Genomic DNA, 17,876 nt, shown 5'->3' with positions numbered 1-17,876 from the left:
GACGGTGCAGTACGGCCAGGTAGCTCAGTTGGTACGAGCGTCCGCCTGAAAAGCGGAAGGTCGCCGGTTCGACCCCGGCCCTGGCCACAACCGGGAAGCCCCCGTAGCGAGTTCGCTACGGGGGCTTCGTCGTTCACGCCCCTCGTCGCCGCGCCGGACCTCGGCCGGCTCCGGACGCCGGTCGGGTCGCGCTCGGCCCGTGGAGGCCCCCCTCCCCCCGCGGGCGGCTCAGGAGGTTCGGAGCCAGTGGTCCGTGGTGCGCACCTCCGAACCGTCCGCCCGGTAGTAGGTGATGGTCGCGGCGTCGGTGCCCGGCTTCGCCCCGAGGCCGAAGTAGCGGAACGGGGAGTCCCCGACCGTGACCGTCGCCGCCTCGGTGGTGCCTCCGGTCTTCCAGGCGACCACGACCCTCGTGACCTCGGCCTGGACCCCTTCGATCACCACCGCGGGCACGCCCGCGTCGTGGTGGAGGCCGAGTGACGCCCCTCCGACGGCTCCCGGGTACCCGCCCGGGGCGGAGACCGCGTGCAGGGAGTCGTCGACCTGCCGCCGGCCGTCGACGGTGAAGTAGTAGTTCACCAGGTCGGTGCCCGGGCCCCAGTTGCTCTCGACGTCCTTCGGGACGACCTGCTTCACGTCCGGGGAGGCGGCGGCCCGCTCCGCCCGGATCAGCCGGGCCTGCTTGACGGCGTCCTCCTTGGCGGCCGGGGTCGGCCACAGCGCGGCCCAGGCCTGCCAGGTGTGGCCGTTCGCCGTGCCCTCGGCGACTTTGACCCGGACGGGGGTGAACGGGTCCCGGGTCGCGGACGCGCTCGCCGCCGAAGGAGTGGCCGAGGCAGCGGCCGAAGCGGTGGCCGAACCCGCGGCCGGAGCGGTGGCCGGAGCGCCCGGGGAGCCGGGGGCGGCCGCCGCGGAGACCGAGGCCGGCGCCACCGCCACGGTCGGGACCGCCTGCCGACCGCGCTCGCCGAGCACCGCCGTCCCCCCGGCGATGCCCGCGACCAGCACCGCCGCCGCCCCGGCGGTCAGCAGCCGCCGTCGCCGCAGCCGCCGCCGGCCGCCGGCGATCAGCCGGTCGTACGGCACCGCGCCGGTCTCGACGCTCCCGGCCAGTTCGCCCAGCGCCCGTACCGTCGCCGGCCCGTCGCCGCCCTGCGTGTCCCCGGGCAGGTACCCGTCGCTCATCTTGTCCCTCCGGTGCTCGTCAGTCCGATGAGTGAGGAGGCCCCGCGGAGTTTGGCCAGCCCTCTGGCGGCCTGGCTCTTCACCGTCCCGACCGCGCAGCCCATCGCCGCCGCGGTCTGGGTCTCGCTGAGGTCCTCCCAGTACCGCAGCACCACGGCCTGGCGCTGGCGCGGTGGCAGGGTGTCGAGCGCGGCGAGCAGCACGGCCCGGTCGTCGGGGTCGGCGCCGACCGGCGCGGGCCGGTCCGGGAACGCGGTGACCGGGTGCTCGACCAGCCGCCGCCGGAACCGTCTGGCGTGCTCGTTGAAGACGATCCGGCGCACGTAGGCGTACGGGTCGTCGGCGGCACGAACCCTGTTCCAGGCCGCGTACGCCCGTTCCAGTGCTTGCTGGACCAGGTCCTCGGCGCCGTGGCGGTCCCCCGCGAGCAGGTACGCCGTCCTGAGCAGCCGTGACCACGTGCTGCCGACGAACGCCCGGAACTCCTCGTCCCGGGCGGTCTTGTGGGCTCCCATGAGCACCTCCTCACCCTCCCGGAGCCCGGGACGCCCGCGGACCGTTGCCCGTCGTTCGCGATTCGCCGCCGACGGCTGTGACACTGGAGGGGCTCGAAAACCGAGGTGCGCTCCGCCGTGCCTCCTTGCGAACCTAGAGGGATGCCCGCAGTGAGTTCTCCCGCAGTCCAGTCCGCCGCCGTACCCGCCGAGGGTCCCGGAATCGGCGAGCTGGCCGTCCGTCTGCCCGAGCTGACCCTGCGCGACCAGGTGCGGATCGGGCGCCGGCTGGAGGGGGCCCGTCGGGTCCGCAAGCCCGAGGCCCGGCAGAAGATCGCCACCGAGATCGCCGCCGACATCGACCGCGCCGAGCTGGTCGTCGAGCGCCGCCGGCAGGCCGTCCCGAAGATCGGCTATCCCGCCGAACTCCCGGTCAGCCAGAAGAAGGACGAGATCCTGGCCGCGATCCGGGACCACCAGGTGGTGATCGTCGCGGGCGAGACCGGTTCCGGCAAGACGACCCAGATCCCGAAGATCTGCCTGGAACTCGGCCGTGGCGTGCGCGGCCTGGTCGGCCACACCCAGCCGCGCCGGATCGCCGCCCGCACCGTGGCCGAGCGGGTCGCGGAGGAGCTGGACAGCCCGCTGGGCGAGGCGGTCGGCTGGAAGGTCCGGTTCACCGACCAGGTCGGCCCGGACACCCTGGTCAAGCTGATGACGGACGGCATCCTGCTCGCGGAGATCCAGACCGACCGCGACCTGCACCAGTACGACACCCTGATCATCGACGAGGCGCACGAGCGCAGCCTCAACATCGACTTCATCCTCGGCTACGTCAAGCAGCTGCTCCCCCGCCGGCCCGACCTCAAGGTCGTGATCACCTCGGCGACCATCGACCCGGAGCGCTTCGCCCGGCACTTCGGCGACGCCCCGATCATCGAGGTCTCCGGGCGCACCTACCCGGTCGAGGTCCGCTACCGGCCGCTCGTCGAGGACGGGGCCGAGGAGGACGAGGACAGCACCGAGGCCGACCGCGACCGGGACCAGGTCCAGGCGATCTGCGACGCCGCCGAGGAGCTCCAGGCCGAGGGCCCCGGCGACATCCTGGTCTTCCTCTCCGGCGAGCGCGAGATCCGCGACACCGCCGACGCCCTCGGCAAGCTGAAGCTGAAGAACACCGAGATCCTGCCGCTGTACGCCCGGCTCAGCTCGGCCGAGCAGCACAAGGTCTTCCAGCGCTCGCGCAGCCGCCGGATCGTACTGGCCACCAACGTGGCCGAGACCTCGCTGACCGTCCCGGGCATCAAGTACGTGATCGACCCGGGCACCGCCCGGATCTCCCGCTACAGCCACCGCACCAAGGTGCAGCGGCTGCCGATCGAGGCGATCAGCCAGGCCAGCGCCAACCAGCGCAAGGGCCGCTGCGGCCGCACCTCGGACGGCATCTGCATCCGGCTCTACTCGGAGGAGGACTTCCTCTCCCGCCCCGAGTTCACCGACGCCGAGATCCTGCGCACCAACCTGGCCTCGGTGATCCTCCAGATGACCGCGGCCGGCCTCGGTGACATCGCCGCCTTCCCGTTCCTGGACCCGCCGGACTCGCGCAACATCAAGGACGGCGTCCACCTGCTGCACGAGCTGGGGGCGCTCGACCCGGACGAGAAGGACCCGCGCAAGCGCCTGACCCCGCTGGGCCGCAAGCTCGCCCAGCTCCCGGTGGACCCGCGGATGGCCCGCATGGTGCTGGAGGCGGACCGCAACGGCTGCGTCCGCGACGTCATGGTGATCGCCGCCGCGCTCTCCATCCAGGACCCGCGCGAGCGCCCGGCCGAGAAGCGCCAGGCCGCCGACGAGCGGCACCGCCGGTTCAACTCGGAGACCTCCGACTTCCTCTCCTACCTGGCGATGTGGCGTTACGTCCGGGAGCAGCAGCGGGAGCTCTCCTCCTCGGCGTTCCGCCGGATGTGCAAGGCGGAGTTCCTCAACTACCTGCGGATACGGGAGTGGCAGGACATCTACGTCCAACTGCGCACCGTCGCCAAGCAGTTGGGCGTCACGATCGAGGAGCCGCACCCGGACGCCGAGCCGGACGCCGACCGGATCCACCAGTCGCTGCTGGCCGGCCTGCTCTCCCACATCGGCCTGTACGACGTGGAGAAGCGCGAGTACGGCGGCGCGCGCGGCGCCCGCTTCGCGGTCTTCCCCGGCTCCGGCCTGTTCAAGAAGCCGCCGCGCTGGGTGATGTCGGCGGAGCTGGTGGAGACCTCCCGGCTGTGGGCGCGGATCAACGCGAAGATCGAGCCGGAGTGGGTCGAGCCGCTGGCCGGCCACCTGATCAAGCGCAGCTACAGCGAGCCGCACTGGGAGAAGAAGGCCGGCGCCGTGCTGGCGTACGAGAAGGTGACCCTCTACGGGATGCCGGTCGTCGCCCAGCGCAAGGTCAACTACGGGCGGATCGACCCGGAGCTCTGCCGTGAGCTGTTCATCCGCAACGCGCTGGTCGAGGGTGACTGGGAGACCCACCACCGGTTCTTCGCGGAGAACCGCAGGCTGCTCGGCGAGGTCGAGGAGCTGGAGAACCGGGCCCGCCGCCGGGACATCCTGGTGGACGACCAGACCCTGTTCGACTTCTACGACGCCCGGCTGCCCGAGGACGTCGTCTCCACCCGGCACTTCGACTCCTGGTGGAAGAAGGCCCGGCACGAGCAGCCGGACCTGCTGAACTTCGAGAAGTCGATGCTGATCAACGACGCCGCGGACGGCGTCACCGAGGCCGACTACCCGGACCACTGGCAGCAGGGCAAGCTCCGCTTCAGGCTGACCTACCAGTTCGAGCCGGGCAGCGACGCGGACGGCGTGACGGTGCACATCCCGCTGCCGGTGCTCAACCAGGTCACCGCGGAGGGCTTCGACTGGCAGATCCCCGGTCTGCGGGAGGAGCTGGTCACGGCGTACATCAAGTCGCTGCCGAAGGCCCTCCGGCGCAACTTCGTCCCCGCGCCGGACTTCGCCAGGGCCGCGCTGCGTGCCGTGAGGGACCGCCAGGCTGATGGCACGTTCGGTTCCGCCGAGGGGCTCCTCCCGGCCCTGGAGCACGCCCTGAAGCGCCTGACGGCGGTCACCGTGCCCCCGGAGGCCTGGGACGACGAACGGGTGCCCGAGCACCTCAAGGTGACCTTCCGGGTGGTGGACGGCAAGCGCCGGCTCGCCGAGTCCAAGGACCTGGAGGAGCTGCGGCTGAAGCTCAAGCCCAAGCTCAAGGAGACGCTCTCCTCGGCCGCTTCCGGCCAGGGCATCGAGCAGAGCGGGCTGACCGCCTGGCCGGCCTCCCTGCCGGTGCTCCAGCGCACCTTCGAGCAGCGCTCGCGCGGCCACTCGATGCGCGCCTACCCGGCCCTGGTGGACGAGGGCCAGTCGGTCGCCGTGAAGCTGTTCGACACCCCGCAGGAGCAGGCCCGGTCGATGTGGGAGGGGACGCGGCGGCTGCTGATGCTGACCACCAACTCCCCGGCCAAGTCGATCCAGGGCCGGCTGGGCAACCAGGCGAAGCTGGCGCTCTCGCACAGCCCGCACGGCTCCATCGGCGCCCTGTTCGAGGACGTCGTGGCGGCGGCGACGGACCGGCTGATGACCCTGGCCGGCGGCCCGGCCTGGGACGAGGCTGCGTTCGGCAAGCTGCACGACAAGGTGCGCGCGGACCTGTACGAGCTGTCCGCGGACACCACGCTGAAGACGGCCACCGCGCTGATCGCCTTCCACAAGGCCTCGACCCGGCTGAAGACGGTGAGCAGCCCGGTGCTGCTGAACGCGGTGAACGACATCCGGCTGCACCTGGCCTCGCTGGTGCACCCGGGCTTCGTGACCGCCACCGGCTGGCAGCGGCTGCCGGACCTCAAGCGCTACCTGCTGGCGGTGGACCGCCGCCTGGAGGCGCTGCCCAACCACCCGCAGCGGGACGCCCAGCAGCTGCTGAAGGTGCAGCAGGTGCAGCAGGCGTACGGGGAGCTGCTGGCGGCCGTCCCGGCCGGGCACCAGCCCTCCGCGGAGGTGCGGGCGATCCGCTGGATGATCGAGGAGCTGCGGGTCAGCTTCTTCGCCCAGTCACTGGGCACGCCGAGCCCGGTCTCGGAGAAGCGGATCGTGAAGGCGATGGAGGCGGCTCGGGCGACGCTCTGACCCGGGCGGTGCCGCGGCCTCCCCGGGCCGCGGCCGTGAGCTGCGGGTGGGCCTTCAGGAGCCGGTTCGACCTGGGGGCCCACCATGGGCTACAGTCTGTCTTGTTCGCAGCGCGGCAAGCGAGTGAACGAGATCAGGAAAACCTGGTCCCGTGGAGCAGTTGGTTAGCTCGCCACCCTGTCAAGGTGGAGGTCGCGGGTTCAAGTCCCGTCGGGATCGCCGCAACGCGAGAGGCCCGGAACCGTTCAGGTTCCGGGCCTCTCGCTTTTGGCCTTTCGGCCCTTTTACCCCGGCCAGGTCTAGACCACAAGTGACAGACGGTGTGACAGTCGTCACGGTAACCCCTCCGGAGCCGGCCCCCCGAAGCCCCTCTCCAGAACCCCACTAATTTAATATGTAAAATTGTACAGGTATTCACTGTAAATCCCCCCCGCCCCGGGCGCATCAAATCGTTATCCGGAGTTCAGGATTCCGACCACTTGACCGACGCCGAACACCCGCGCGCGGGCACGACAAAGGGGCCGCTTACCGGACCCGGCGGAGTCCGGTAAGCGGCCCCTTTAAAGAGCCTTTGGCCTATCAGGCCTCAGTGCGCTGGGCGGGAATCCCAGCAAGCAGAGCACGCACCTCCGCCTCACGGTAACGGCGGTGACCACCGAGCGTGCGAATCGACGTCAGCTTGCCCGCCTTGGCCCAGCGAGTGACCGTCTTCGGGTCCACGCGGAACATGGTGGCAACCTCTGCCGGCGTCAGCAGCGGCTCAGCATCAGGGGTACGAGCGGTCATGAGCGGCCTCCTCGGGAGAACCGAACCAGGGCGGTTCTATCCTTCAAATTCTGCACCTTGGCCCGCGATGCCCGAAATGGCATAGACGGGCCGAGTCGGTTATAGGACGAACGGCTTGTCCTGGTGTCTACAACTACACCATCCGTCCAGCCCTATCGACCAAACCGCCAAAATTGACCCCTCACGGGTTCAAGGCCGACGGATGGCGATGGACCACCCCATAACGGACAGTCACATAGTGATGACATCCGGTTACGAGGGGACCAGACCCTCCGTTTCCCCGCAAAGCACGCATCGACTCCAGAACCACCCAAAAGTGGGCACGCTCACGTGAAGTTGGGCTGGTTGTCCCATTTTTGCACATAGGGGTAAGTTCGCGTCAACGGTGAGTAGTGTCACGTTCGGCAGCTATTGACCCGAACCAGGACCTTGGTCATCACCCTCGCAGTGCCAAGGACCCTTACAGTCATACACGCACGGTCGGACGTCAGTTCGCGTGCCGAAGTGCCAGCACCCGACGCCAGCGCACCGTCAGTTCCCCGTACACGCGCAGTGCCTCGGCCGTGTCCCCCGCCCGCAGCGCGCGCAGCCCCTCCTCCAGTTCCCCCGCCGAACGGTCCGCCAACAACCGTTCCGGGCCCAGCAGATGCACCAGGCCCCCGTAGTCCAGCTCCACCAGCGAACGCGGGTGGAACTCCTCCAGCCAGCGCCCGACCCGCTCGGCCCCCCGCACCAGCTCCCCGTCCGGCACCGCCTCGCGCAGCGCCCGGAAGGCCCGTGCCACCCGCCGCCGCGCCTGCGCCATCGGCACCAGGTAGAACAGCGCCGCCGGCCGGCCCCCGTACTCCCCTCCCCCCTCCCCCACCCCTTCCTTCCCACCCGGCGGACCGTCCACGCCCCCGTCCACCGCCGCGCCCCCGCCCGGCACGAAGCAGCGGTCCTCGTCCCCGAACGGCAGGAACCAGCGCACCGGCACCTCCCAGCGGCTGGTCAGGATCCACGGCCGGGCGTCCGGGTGCTCGGCCCGCCAACGCTCCCGGTCCGCCTCGGCGGCCGCCCGGGCCACCGGCGGCAGCGCGGTGTCCAGCAGCGCCACCGGCGCCCCGGCCCGCAGCTCCTCCAGCGCCTGCCAGCTGCGCAGCCTGGTCGCCCACGGGCAGACGTACAGTACGCCGTCCACCATCCGCAGGTACGCCCGCCCGCTCTCCCGCTCGGGCAGCGCCCGGGGCGTGCGGGCGGCCAGCCCGACCAGCGCCTCCCGCTGCTCCTCCAGCACCGCCTCCGCGACCGGCTGGGCCGCCTCCGCGGCGTCCGGCCCGTGCTCCGCCGCCCAGGCCTGCCAGTGCGCCCGCTCGGGCTCCGGATAGGCGGCCAACGGCTCGTAGACCCGCAGGTGGGCGGCGTAGGGCGGCTGTACGGAAGTACGTACGACGGTCACGTCCTGCATGGTCGCACGCGCCGCCCGGCCCGGGGAGAGCGCGCCCCCGAACCGTTCGCGTCCGCACCCGCGCACCCCTTCCCGTCTCACCCCTCGGACGACCGGCCCCAGCTCGGACAAGACAGCGGATCGACGGCCTCCGCGCGGCTACGCTTCGCCCTAGGCGCCCGCACCACAGCAGCGGGCCTTCATTACTGGAGTCACCACAGTGACCGACGTACAGACCCCCGCCACGCACCCCGCACCCGGCGTGCTCAGCAGGATCTTCCGTACCGAACAGGACGGCGCCCCCGGCGACGGTCACGAGCAGGTCGTCCTCTGCCACGACCGCAGCTCGGGCCTGAAGGCGATCATCGCCATCCACTCGACCGCCCTGGGCCCGGCCCTCGGCGGCACCCGCTTCTTCCCGTACGCCTCCGAGGAGGCGGCGCTGGAGGACGCGCTCAACCTGTCCCGCGGAATGTCCTACAAGAACGCGCTGGCCGGACTGGACCTCGGCGGCGGCAAGGCCGTCATCATCGGCGACCCGAACAAGGACAAGAACGAGGCGATGCTCCGGGCCTACGGCCGCTTCGTCGAGTCCCTGCGCGGCCGCTACGTCACCGCCTGCGACGTGGGCACCTACGTCCAGGACATGGACGTCATCGCCCGCGAGACCGAGTTCGTGACCGGCCGCTCGCCGGAGCACGGCGGCGCCGGCGACTCGTCCATCCTGACCGCCTTCGGCGTCTTCCAGGGCATGCGCGCCACCGCCCAGGCCCGCTGGGGCCAGCCGACCCTGCGCGGCAAGCGGGTCGGCGTCGCGGGCGTCGGCAAGGTCGGCCACTACCTGGTCGGCCACCTGGTCGCGGACGGTGCCACCGTCGTCGTCACCGACCCCTTCGAGGCCGCGGTCAACCGCGTGCGCGCCGCCCACCCCGAGGTGGAGGTGGTCGCCGACACCGCCGCCCTGCTCCAGGCCAAGCTGGACGTCTACGCCCCCTGCGCCCTCGGCGGCGCGCTGACCGACGACACGGTCGCCGCACTGGGCGAGTTCGGCACCTCGATCGTCTGCGGCGCGGCCAACAACCAGCTGGCCCACCCGGGCGTCGAGAAGGACCTGGCCGACCGCGGCATCCTCTACGCGCCGGACTACCTGGTGAACTCCGGCGGCGTCATCCAGGTCGCCGACGAGATCGACGGCTTCAACTTCGAGCGGGCCAAGAACAAGGCCACGAAGATCTTCGACACCACCCTGGAGATCTTCACCCGGGCCACCGCCGACGGCGTCCCGCCGGCCGTCGCCGCCGACCGCCTGGCCGAGAAGCGGATGCGCGAGATCAGCGCCCTGCGCACGGTGCTGCTGCCGAGCGCCCGCCGCGCCTGATCGGGCCGGCGACCGACCGCGTGACGCGCGGGGGGCAGTCACCACGGCCCCCCGCGCATCACGATGTGGAACCGGATTCTCACTTCTCCGCCCGAACGGGTGATCCGAGGTCCCCCTTGGGGGGATAATCGATCCCGGAACGACGGAGCCAAGCCACCACCGAACAGCGCGCAAACCGCCGCAAAACCTCCGCTGACCTGGGAAGACCCGGTCGCGGGCGCGGTCTGTGCGCGCCACGTCACACCGACGACGTACCGTCCGGCGGCGGAAACAGGTACCGTTAATGCTCCAGGGGACGGCTTCTCCACTTCGGGCAGGCCGATCCCGAACATGAACACGTGTCAGACTCGGGGCCGTGAGCCCCGCCGTTGAGGGGGTCGACCCATGGGGCGCGGCCGGGCCAAGGCCAAGCAGACGAAGGTCGCCCGCCAGCTGAAGTACAACAGCGGCGGCTTCGACGCTAACCGTCTGTCCAACGAGCTGGGCGTATCGCCGTCCACCGCTTCGATCGAGCCTGAGCCGATCGAGGAAGAGGACGACGACGACCCGTACGCGGAGTACGCAGCCCGCTACGGCGACCTCGACGACGAGGACGACAACGAGCCGGGCGCCGGGCCGTCACGGGCCTCCCGCCGCTCGTAACCACAGCATTCCCGCAGGCCGGTCCGGACGCCCAGGGCGCCGGGCCGGTCTTCGGCGTTCCCTCGTCCGGGACCGGACCCTGTCCCCGCGGTGGCCCCCACCGCACGCGAGAGGGCCCCTCCGGTGCTCCGGAGGGGCCCTCTCGACGTCACCGTGCGGGTCAGCTCGCCCGGAAGCCCTCGTAGGCGTTGTAGAGGGCAGCACCGTCCTCGTGCTCGTCGGTGCGCTCGACGATGTCGCCGAGCAGCCAGGCCTCCACGCCGCGGTCCTCCAGGATCGACAGCACGACGTCCACCGAGTGCGGCGGGACGACCGCGACCATGCCGACGCCCATGTTCAGCGTCTTCTCGATCTCCAGGGTGGCCACCCGGCCGACCTCGGCGACGGTCTGGAAGACCGGCAGCGGGGTCCAGGTGCCGCGGTCCAGGCGGGCGTGCAGGCCGGCCGGGATGACCCGGGCCAGGTTGGCCGCCAGGCCGCCGCCGGTGACGTGCGAGAAGGCGTGCACCTCGGTGGCGCGGGTGAGCGCCAGGCAGTCCAGCGAGTAGATCCGGGTCGGCTCCAGCAGCTCCTCGCCGAGGGTGCGGCCGAACTCCTCGACCTTGCGGTCCAGCTTCCAGCCGGCCTCGTTCAGCAGCACGTGGCGGACCAGCGAGTAGCCGTTGGAGTGCAGGCCGGAGGCCGCCATCGCGATCACCACGTCGCCGGCCCGGACCCGGTCCGCGCCGAGCAGCGCGTCGGCCTCCACCACACCGGTGCCGGCGCCCGCGACGTCGTACTCGTCCGGGCCCAGCAGGCCGGGGTGCTCGGCGGTCTCGCCACCGACCAGGGCGCAGCCGGCCAGCGCGCAGCCCTCGGCGATGCCCTTGACGATCGCGGCGACCCGCTCCGGGACGACCTTGCCGACGCAGATGTAGTCGGTCATGAACAGCGGCTCGGCGCCGCACACGACCAGGTCGTCGACGACCATGCCGACCAGGTCGTGGCCGATGGTGTCGTGCTTGTCCATGGCGGCGGCGATGGCCACCTTGGTCCCCACGCCGTCGGTGGCCGAGGCCAGCAGCGGCCGCTCGTAGTTCTTGAAGGCGGACGCGTCGAAGAGGCCGGCGAAGCCGCCGAGACCGCCGACCACCTCGGGGCGGTTGGCCTTCTTCACCCACTGCTTCATGAGCTCGACGGCGCGGTCGCCCGCCTCGATGTCGACACCGGCGGCGGCGTAGGTGGCGCCGTTCTGGTTGCTGGTCACTGCGTGCGGCCCTCTCGGGTCAGGTGGGGGTTGGAACAGCGGTGGGGCCCCGTTTCTCGGGACCCCACCGTGAGAACGCTTACGGCCGGCGCAGCGCGTCGGCCGCGCCCGCCCCGCCGAGCAGCGACTGGACGCCGTCCAGGTCGCTGCCGCTGGTCGGCTTGCCGCGGACGGCGGGCTGCGCCTGGCCGCCCTTGATCTCGGCCTCCAGTAGGAGCTTGCCGAGGAGCGCCGGGTCCGGCAGCTCCATCGGGTACTCGCCGTCGAAGCAGGCCCGGCAGAGCTTGTCCTTGGGCTGCTTGGTGGCCTCGATCATGCCGTCGATCGAGATGTAGGCGAGCGAGTCCGCGCCGAGGGTGCGGCCGATCTCCTCGATGGTCATGCCGTTGGCGATCAGCTCCGCGCGGGTGGCGAAGTCGATGCCGAAGAAGCAGGGCCACTTCACCGGCGGCGAGGAGATCCGGATGTGGACCTCGGCGGCGCCCGCCTCGCGCAGCATCTTCACCAGGGCGCGCTGGGTGTTGCCGCGCACGATCGAGTCGTCCACGACCACCAGGCGCTTGCCGGCGATGACCTCGCGCAGCGGGTTGAGCTTGAGCCGGATGCCGAGCTGACGGATGGTCTGGCTGGGCTGGATGAAGGTGCGGCCCACGTAGGCGTTCTTCACCAGGCCGGAGCCGTACGGGATGCCGCTGGCCTCGGCGTAGCCGATCGCGGCGGGAGTGCCGGACTCGGGCGTCGCTATCACCAGGTCGGCCTCGACGGGCGCCTCCTTCGCCAACCGGCGGCCCATCTCCACGCGGGAGAGGTGCACGTTGCGGCCGGAGATGGAGGTGTCGGGGCGGGCCAGGTAGACGTACTCGAACACGCAGCCCTTGGGCTTGGCCTCGGCGAACCGGGAGCTGCGCATGCCGTTCTCGTCGATGGCGATGAGCTCGCCGGGCTCGACCTCGCGGATGAAGGACGCGCCGCAGATGTCCAGCGCCGCCGTCTCGGAGGCGACCACCCAGCCGCGCTCCAGCCGGCCGAGCACCAGCGGGCGGATGCCCTGCGGGTCGCGGGCGGCGTAGAGGGTGTGCTCGTCCATGAAGACGAGCGAGAAGGCGCCCTTGACCTTGGGCAGCACGACCTTGGCCGTCTCCTCGATGGAGAGGTCAGGGTGGCCGGCGAGCAGGGCCGTCACCAGGTCGGTGTCGTTGGTCGCGGCGGTCCGGCCGGAGCGCGAGACGTGCTCCTCGCCGGGCAGCTCGGCGACCATGGCCGCCAGTTCGGCGGTGTTCACCAGGTTTCCGTTGTGCCCGAGGGCCAGCGAACCGTTGACGGTCGCCCGGAAGGTCGGCTGGGCGTTCTCCCAGACCGAGGAACCGGTGGTCGAGTAGCGGGCGTGTCCGACGGCGATATGCCCGTGCAACGACCCCAGCGAGGCCTCGTCGAAGACCTGGGAGACGAGTCCCATGTCCTTGAAGACGAGAATCTGGGAGCCGTTGCTCACTGCGATGCCCGCGGATTCCTGACCGCGGTGCTGCAGGGCGTAAAGGCCGAAGAACGTGAGCTTGGCGACCTCCTCGCCGGGAGCCCAGACACCGAAGACGCCACAAGCGTCCTGGGGGCCTTTCTCACCGGGAAGAAGATCGTGGTTGAGTCTTCCGTCACCACGTGGCACGCCTTCGAGTCTAGGGCAGTTGACCAGGGCTTCCGGACCCCGGGACTGGGGGTTTGTCCGCCGACCCGGAGTTAACGCGCGTAGACAAAACCCCTTACAGGTCCGGGATTTCGGGTGGGGGGAATTCCGGCGGGTGGCGGTTGGCCTTGCGGTTCGCGCCTGTTGGGAGGTTCGGTGCGTGCGGCGGAGGGGTTCGGGGCACGGAGGAACGTGAGCCTGCTCACCCGGGCTTCCCCCGCCGGTCGCCCGCCGGTCATGTCTCCTTCGCCGCTGCCGTCACGCCGCCGGCAGCAGCAGGCCCCAGGCCCCCGGGTGCACCGTCCAGGTCCGGGCCCGGACCGGGCCGACCGGGCGGCCGTCGGCCTCGTAGCCGAAGCCGCGCCCGACCACCGAGACGCTCGCCGCCCGGGCGCGCACCAGGTCGCCGGAGGCGGCGACCACCACCTCCATCTCGCCCGTCCCGTCCGAGGCGCCGGACGGGAGCGTGACCTGGACCAGCCGGACCGGCCGGTGGACGTCGGCGAGCAGCCTGCCGTCGGCCTCGACCCGGACCCGGGAGCCGTGGTCGGTGCCGTCCGGGGTGAGCACGTTCGCCTGCTCGGCCGCAGCCAGTTTCGCCCATAGCGAACGCCAACCGCCCGTACGGCCCACCGGCCGACGCGTGCCCCCGCCGGTGATCCGGACCCCGCCCAGGGCCACCCCGCCGCCGTCGTCCACCAACAGGTCCAGCCGGCGCGGCGCGCCCGACAGCACCGCCCGCGCGGCCCCGACCGGCTCCCCCGGCACGCCGAGCGCGCGGGCCGCGACCAGCTCCTCCGAGCGCCCGACCGGAACCATCCCCACCGGTTCGGCGCCCAGCTCACGCTGGCGATGCAGGGCCTGGAGCACCCTCTGCAGCGCGAGGTCGGAACCGATCACGACCGGTCGCCTCCGACCCCGGTGCGAAAGCACCCGGTCGAGCTCGGACGGGTTCTCCGGAAAGGCCACCTTGGCGTCCGCACCCCCGCAGAGCACGTCCTTCGCGATCCGCACCGACTCGCCGTCGGTCTGCCGGGCCACCGGGTCGAGGAGCAGCAGGAGCGGCTCCGGGCCGCCGGTAGCAGGCGTGGACAGGGACGACACGACCGGTCCTTCCTCAGGTAATCTCTCGGTGCAAGAGCCCCTTGCGCCATTGCGCCAGGGGCTTCGTCTATCTCGGGGCAGACTGCGGCCTACGCAGGATGCCCCAACCGGAAGGGGTGTACGCCTGTGCCGGCACTCGTGCTCGTTGGCGCTCAGTGGGGAGACGAGGGCAAGGGGAAGGCCACCGACCTCCTCGGCGGCTCCGTCGACTACGTGGTCCGCTACCAGGGCGGCAACAACGCCGGTCACACGGTGGTCATCGGCGACCAGAAGTACGCCCTGCACCTGCTCCCTTCCGGAATCCTCAGCCCGAACGTCACGCCGGTCATCGGCAACGGCGTCGTGATCGACCCGGCCGTGCTGCTCTCCGAGCTGGCCGGCCTGAACGAGCGCGGCATCGACACCTCGAAGCTGCTGATCTCGGGCAACGCCCACCTGATCACGCCGTACCACCGCACCCTGGACAAGGTCACCGAGCGCTTCCTCGGCAAGCGCCGGATCGGCACCACCGGCCGCGGCATCGGCCCGACCTACGCGGACAAGATCAACCGCGTCGGCATCCGGGTCCAGGACCTGTTCGACGAGTCGATCCTGCGCCAGAAGATCGAGGCGGCGCTGCACGACAAGAACCAGATCCTGGTCAAGCTGTACAACCGCCGCACCATCCCGGCCGACCTCGTGGTCGAGGAGTACCTGGGCTACGCGGAGAAGATCAAGCCCTTCCTCTCCGACACCACCCTCGTCCTGGACGAGGCGCTGAAGGCGGACAAGGTCGTCCTGCTGGAGGGCGGCCAGGGCACCCTGCTCGACGTCGACCACGGCACGTACCCCTTCGTGACCTCGTCGAACCCGACGGCGGGCGGCGCCTGCACCGGCGCCGGCATCGGCCCGACCAAGATCGACCGGGTCATCGGCATCCTCAAGGCCTACACCACCCGCGTCGGCTCCGGCCCGTTCCCGACCGAGCTGCTCGACGAGGACGGCGAGGCGCTGCGCCGGATCGGTGGCGAGCGCGGTGTCACCACCGGCCGCGACCGCCGCTGCGGCTGGTTCGACGCCGTCATCGCGCGCTACGCGACCCGGGTCAACGGCCTCACCGACTTCTTCCTCACCAAGCTGGACGTGCTGACCGGCTGGGAGCAGATCCCGGTCTGCGTCGCGTACGAGATCGACGGCAAGCGGGTCGAGGAGCTCCCCTACAACCAGTCGGACTTCCACCACGCCAAGCCGGTCTACGAGACGCTGCCGGGCTGGACCGAGGACATCAGCAAGGCGAAGTCCTTCGCCGAGCTGCCGAAGAACGCCCAGGCGTACGTGAAGGCGCTGGAGGAGATGTCGGGCGCCCCGATCTCGGCCATCGGCGTCGGCCCGGGCCGCGACGAGACGATCCAGATCAACTCGTTCATCTGAGCCCGAGCGCTTCGAGGGCCCCGCAGGGACGCACCGTCCCTGCGGGGCCCTTCGCTTCGCCCATCCTCAAAATTTTGCACTAGTTCAAACACCTATTGCCTCTAGTGCAGAGCAGGGCTACTTTTGGATCATGACCGCGAAGCTGCCCTCCCCCGTCGCCCTCACCGGCCGCCACATCCGCCTGGAGCCCCTGGAGCGCCGCCACCTCGCCGACCTCTGGGCCTCCGTCGGCTCCGAGCCCGAGGTCTGGCGCTGGACCATGCACCTCCCGCCGAGCTCGGAGGAGGAGCTCGGCGCGATCATCGACACCCGGATCGCGGAGGCGGCCGCGGGCGAGTCGGTGAACTTCGCCGCCGTCGACCTCACGACCGGCCGGGCCGTCGGCGCCACCGGCTACCACGACTTCACCGCAGAGGACGAGTTCGTGGAGATCGGCGGCACCTGGTACGCCCGCTCGGTCTGGCGCACGGCGGTCAACACCGAGGCCAAGCTGCTGCTGCTCGACCACGCCTTCGAGGACCTCGGCATGGGCCGCGTCTTCTGGAAGACCGACGCCCGCAACGAGCGCTCCCGCACGGCGATCCAGCGCCTCGGCGCCCAGTACGAGGGGACCTTCCGCCGCCACCGCCGGCGCCCCGACGGCACCTGGCGGGACAGCGCCTACTTCTCGATGCTCGCCGACGAGTGGCCGGCGGCCAAGTCCCGTCTGACCGAACGGCTCTCCCGGGGCTGAGGCGCAGCCCCGGCGCCGGGCCGCACCCCGGCGGCCCGGCCCGCAGCGGCTACTTCCGCTTGCCCCGGGCGGCATGGGCCGCGGCCAACTCGCGTTTCGCCGCGCGGAGTTCGTAGGGCTGGACGTTCACCAGCCAGACCAGCCAGCCGACGAACAGGACGGCGAGCAGGAGCGCCGACAGTCCGGCGACGAGAAGCGCATTCACCGGGAGGCGGAAAAGCGCTGGGGAGGGTGGGGCCGGCGGGGAAGGCCTGGTGGCGAGGGGAGGGGCATGGCAGTCTCCGGTCGGTGATTTCGGGCGCCGCGACCATGCATCTGGTGTGTCATTACGGCCATCAAGGGCCGATTGACGACTGTTTAGACGGCAACAAGTCAGCGAGTGACACGGACGACCATAGGGTCAAGGTGCCAGAGTTGCTACCGAGCGCGAGGACGTTCACTCCATCGTGGGGTATCCCCCGTTTCAGTAGCTAGGGCCCTGTGTGCGCGGCACACTTCACCGGAAGCATCGACGCCAGCCGCGACCCGGAGAAGAGAGTCATGCCACCCCGCTTGTCGCCGACCGTGCGCCAGCAGCGCCTCGGGATCGAGTTGCGCAGGATGCGCGAACGCGTGGGCGTCACGCCCAAGAGCCTGGCCGCCACCATCGGCACCGACCTGCCCAAGATCTCCCAGATGGAGAACGGGAAGTCGGGGATCAGCGCCGAGCGGCTCCGGATCTGGGCCCACACCTGCGAATGCGAGGACGGCCCTTATCTGGAAGCCCTGTTGGCGATGACCCAGGACCGGCGCAAGTACTGGTGGGACGGCTACCGCGGCCGGCTGCCGAACGCGATCATCGACATCGCGGAGATGGAACACCACGCGGCCTCCCTGTCCATCCTGAACAGCACCTTCATCCCCGGACTGCTGCAGACCCCGGAGTACGCCGCCGCGGTGTTCGAGCGGCTGCCCCCGCAGTACCGGCAGGAGGCGGAGGTCCGGAAGGCGTTCCGGATCCGGCGCCAGCAGATCTTCGTCGACCACCCGAAGCCGTACAGCGCGTTCCTGCACGAGTCCGCACTGCGCATGCAGTTCGGCGGTCCTGACGTGCTGCGCGACCAGTTGAGGAGCCTGCTGGCGAATTCCGAGAGGCCCGCGGTGGAGATCCGGGTGATCCCCTTCAGCGTGCCCACCTACACCGGCTCCGGGGAGAGCCTGTACCTCGCCCGCGGTCCCGTCCCGGAACTCGACACCGTCCAGATCGATCTCTCCCACGGGCCCACGTTCGTGCACAACCAGGTCGAACTGGCCTCCTACCGCCGGATCAAGGAGGAGACCGCGGCGATCGCACTCGGCCCGGACGAGTCCCGGGACTTCATCCGGGCCTTGCTGAAAGACTTCGCATGAGTGGCTGGCGCAAGGCCTCGGCCAGCGGTGAGAGCACCGACTGCGTCGAGGTCAGGTCGGCGGGCGAGCTGGTGGAGATCCGCGAGTCGGACCGGCCCGAGGTCGTCGTACGGACCACCCCGCGCAAGTGGGCCGCCTTCGTCCGCGGGGTGAAGTCCGGGGAGTTCGACCGGTACGGCGACTTCACCCGGCCCTGACGTCCGGGCCCGGTGCCCGACGAGGGCTA

Annotated in this window: 15 protein-coding genes and 2 tRNA genes; 9 read left to right on the top strand and 8 right to left on the bottom strand. The window is 70.9% G+C overall.

Going from position 1 to position 17,876, the window contains the following annotated elements:
* Positions 1 to 13 precede the first annotated feature (13 nt).
* Positions 14 to 87: transfer RNA gene (locus tag ACWDBB_RS03650), tRNA-Phe, on the top strand.
* 141 nt (positions 88 to 228) lie between these two features.
* Here ACWDBB_RS03650 and ACWDBB_RS03645 read toward each other — a convergent pair.
* Positions 229 to 1,185, bottom strand: coding sequence for a hypothetical protein (locus ACWDBB_RS03645; protein ID WP_449788047.1), 957 nt, complete (start codon positions 1,183 to 1,185; stop codon positions 229 to 231).
* Entirely contained in the window at positions 1,182 to 1,700 is a 519-nt protein-coding gene (locus ACWDBB_RS03640) for a SigE family RNA polymerase sigma factor (RefSeq protein ID WP_449788046.1), read from the bottom strand. The genes ACWDBB_RS03645 and ACWDBB_RS03640 overlap by 4 nt, the downstream gene beginning before the upstream one ends.
* Positions 1,701 to 1,841: 141 nt before the next feature.
* Here ACWDBB_RS03640 and hrpA point away from each other — a divergent pair, with 141 nt between their 5' ends.
* Both hrpA and ACWDBB_RS03630 read left to right on the top strand, forming a co-directional pair.
* Positions 1,842 to 5,855: an ATP-dependent RNA helicase HrpA gene (hrpA, locus tag ACWDBB_RS03635; RefSeq protein WP_449788045.1), complete on the top strand. Its 4,014-nt coding sequence runs from the start codon at positions 1,842 to 1,844 to the stop codon at positions 5,853 to 5,855.
* Between the two features lie 145 nt (positions 5,856 to 6,000).
* Positions 6,001 to 6,074, top strand: a tRNA-Asp gene (locus ACWDBB_RS03630).
* 360 nt (positions 6,075 to 6,434) lie between these two features.
* On the opposite strand, the gene bldC is transcribed toward ACWDBB_RS03630, so the two are convergent.
* Both bldC and ACWDBB_RS03620 read right to left on the bottom strand, forming a co-directional pair.
* Positions 6,435 to 6,641, bottom strand: a complete 207-nt coding sequence (bldC, locus tag ACWDBB_RS03625) for a developmental transcriptional regulator BldC (protein ID WP_014137253.1) — start codon at positions 6,639 to 6,641, stop codon at positions 6,435 to 6,437.
* 487 nt (positions 6,642 to 7,128) lie between these two features.
* Positions 7,129 to 8,079 (bottom strand): hypothetical protein, encoded by a 951-nt coding sequence (locus tag ACWDBB_RS03620; RefSeq protein WP_449788044.1) that lies wholly within the window; start codon positions 8,077 to 8,079, stop codon positions 7,129 to 7,131.
* A 208-nt stretch (positions 8,080 to 8,287) separates the two neighbouring features.
* On the opposite strand from ACWDBB_RS03620, the gene ACWDBB_RS03615 reads away from it, so the two are divergent.
* Both ACWDBB_RS03615 and ACWDBB_RS03610 read left to right on the top strand, forming a co-directional pair.
* Positions 8,288 to 9,445, top strand: coding sequence for a Glu/Leu/Phe/Val dehydrogenase dimerization domain-containing protein (locus ACWDBB_RS03615; RefSeq protein ID WP_449788043.1), 1,158 nt, complete (start codon positions 8,288 to 8,290; stop codon positions 9,443 to 9,445).
* A gap of 384 nt (positions 9,446 to 9,829) precedes the next feature.
* The gene (locus ACWDBB_RS03610) at positions 9,830 to 10,087 is read left to right on the top strand and encodes a DUF3073 domain-containing protein (protein WP_449788042.1); all 258 of its coding nucleotides are present in this window, start codon (positions 9,830 to 9,832) and stop codon (positions 10,085 to 10,087) included.
* Positions 10,088 to 10,247: 160 nt separating this feature from the next.
* Here ACWDBB_RS03610 and purM read toward each other — a convergent pair whose 3' ends face one another.
* From purM to ACWDBB_RS03595, 3 genes are all read right to left on the bottom strand, one after another.
* Complete coding sequence (gene purM / locus ACWDBB_RS03605; RefSeq protein ID WP_449788041.1) at positions 10,248 to 11,333, bottom strand: phosphoribosylformylglycinamidine cyclo-ligase; 1,086 nt, start codon at positions 11,331 to 11,333, stop codon at positions 10,248 to 10,250.
* Between the two features lie 79 nt (positions 11,334 to 11,412).
* A complete protein-coding gene (gene purF, locus ACWDBB_RS03600) occupies positions 11,413 to 12,996 on the bottom strand; it encodes an amidophosphoribosyltransferase (RefSeq protein ID WP_392881767.1) in 1,584 nt (527 codons plus the stop codon).
* A gap of 276 nt (positions 12,997 to 13,272) precedes the next feature.
* On the bottom strand, positions 13,273 to 14,118 hold the full coding sequence (locus ACWDBB_RS03595; RefSeq protein ID WP_449788040.1) for a diacylglycerol kinase: 846 nt from the start codon (positions 14,116 to 14,118) through the stop codon (positions 13,273 to 13,275).
* A gap of 126 nt (positions 14,119 to 14,244) precedes the next feature.
* Between ACWDBB_RS03595 and ACWDBB_RS03590 the strand changes: the two genes are divergently transcribed.
* Positions 14,245 to 15,528, top strand: coding sequence for an adenylosuccinate synthase (locus ACWDBB_RS03590; RefSeq protein WP_449788039.1), 1,284 nt, complete (start codon positions 14,245 to 14,247; stop codon positions 15,526 to 15,528).
* A 130-nt stretch (positions 15,529 to 15,658) separates the two neighbouring features.
* Positions 15,659 to 16,261: a GNAT family N-acetyltransferase gene (locus tag ACWDBB_RS03585; protein WP_449788038.1), complete on the top strand. Its 603-nt coding sequence runs from the start codon at positions 15,659 to 15,661 to the stop codon at positions 16,259 to 16,261.
* 49 nt (positions 16,262 to 16,310) lie between these two features.
* On the opposite strand, the gene ACWDBB_RS03580 is transcribed toward ACWDBB_RS03585, so the two are convergent.
* Positions 16,311 to 16,466: a hypothetical protein gene (locus ACWDBB_RS03580; RefSeq protein WP_449788037.1), complete on the bottom strand. Its 156-nt coding sequence runs from the start codon at positions 16,464 to 16,466 to the stop codon at positions 16,311 to 16,313.
* A 335-nt stretch (positions 16,467 to 16,801) separates the two neighbouring features.
* On the opposite strand from ACWDBB_RS03580, the gene ACWDBB_RS03575 reads away from it, so the two are divergent.
* The gene (locus ACWDBB_RS03575) at positions 16,802 to 17,650 is read left to right on the top strand and encodes a helix-turn-helix domain-containing protein (protein ID WP_449788036.1); all 849 of its coding nucleotides are present in this window, start codon (positions 16,802 to 16,804) and stop codon (positions 17,648 to 17,650) included.
* The gene (locus tag ACWDBB_RS03570) at positions 17,647 to 17,847 is read left to right on the top strand and encodes a DUF397 domain-containing protein (RefSeq protein ID WP_392881754.1); all 201 of its coding nucleotides are present in this window, start codon (positions 17,647 to 17,649) and stop codon (positions 17,845 to 17,847) included. The genes ACWDBB_RS03575 and ACWDBB_RS03570 overlap by 4 nt, the downstream gene beginning before the upstream one ends.
* Positions 17,848 to 17,876: the final 29 nt, after the last annotated feature.

The organism is Kitasatospora sp. NPDC001095, assembly GCF_053598615.1.
This window is presented reverse-complemented; position numbering and strand designations above follow the sequence as displayed.